We start from the raw sequence: 1103 nt of genomic DNA on the forward strand, positions 1-1103 counted from the left end.
GGGTGCAACGCGAAAAAGTGGGATTAAGCTGGATAAAGCCTAGCTGTTAAAATGGAGTCGCAAAAAGTTGACCAAGTTCTTGCAGCCCATTGGCAACGTGCGTGCAATATCGCTTCTACATTTCCCTGTAACCAGAATTTGCCATTACCTTTGAGCCTTTGGTTAACCACTTGGCGGATTAAACTTTCAATTGCGCCGCTGCCAATAGGCATCTTCATCGCTGCCACTTGAGAATAGCTCAACCGCCCTTGTTGATGAAATTTAGTGAAATACTGAATCTCGGATATCGTAGTCGCTCCGCGCTCGCCACAGCTCTTTTGACTCAAAGCCTGCATTCGAGCAAGTAAATCAGCTGATTGTCCGCGTTTGAGTGTAGAACGAGCTGGCTTAAACCAGACTCGTTGTTCTCTTGGCTGGGTAAAAGCAGCATCAGCAAACATGTGTAAATGTTCTGTGGCGTGGTAGAAGTCGAGTAGACCGTGTGTTGATTCTTGTGGACAACCGAGACGTTGCAGTAGTGGTGGGATATGTTTCCAGATCCATTCAGCCCCATCTGCAATTAATACTACTTGAGATGCCAAATTTATTCCTAGTCGTACCAAATGCATTTCTAATAGTTCCAGAAAGGGTTGAAGCTTGCCATAAGTCCCATCGTTAGTCACAGAAATTTCAGCGGTATTGACCCGTTTACCCAAGGAATCTACTACATAAATCGTCAATAATTTTGGTTCGATCCACTCAGCTTTATAGCCATGTCGATGGGAATTGTGACGACGTTTACCCGTTTTGGCATTACGAATGCGAGTGCGTCCCCCATCAACGGAAATCACCACTCGATGGTCTTTCAACAGCGGCGTCATCGGTAATGTGCCTTGTTGCAAATGGAATATCCTTGAGCGACGCTGGCTTCAGCCCTGTTGATTGAAATGGTAGGTTAAACGCTCAACTCGCCTCATGCTGATGCTAATGCCCCAATTTTGAAGCGAGTCGCGGGCGATTGCCAACGATCCACTTACTGTCCCCGTCTGCGCCACAGTAGACCAGATTAAAGGAGTAATACCTACTTCCATACACAACCATCTCAACAGCGGACAAAACCCCTG

At 46.5% G+C, this 1103-nt stretch carries 1 protein-coding gene and 1 pseudogene; both read right to left on the reverse strand.

Annotated features, from left to right (window positions below):
* Nucleotides 1-23: 23 nt before the first annotated feature.
* On the reverse strand, nucleotides 24-860 hold the full coding sequence (locus DSM107010_RS37780) for a hypothetical protein (protein WP_127025437.1): 837 nt from the start codon (nucleotides 858-860) through the stop codon (nucleotides 24-26).
* 48 nt (nucleotides 861-908) lie between these two features.
* Nucleotides 909-1103: pseudogene (locus DSM107010_RS39195) on the reverse strand (hypothetical protein); the annotation flags it as partial.

This window comes from Chroococcidiopsis cubana SAG 39.79, from assembly GCF_003991895.1.
GTDB classification, from domain to species: Bacteria; Cyanobacteriota; Cyanobacteriia; order Cyanobacteriales; family Chroococcidiopsidaceae; genus Chroococcidiopsis; species Chroococcidiopsis thermalis.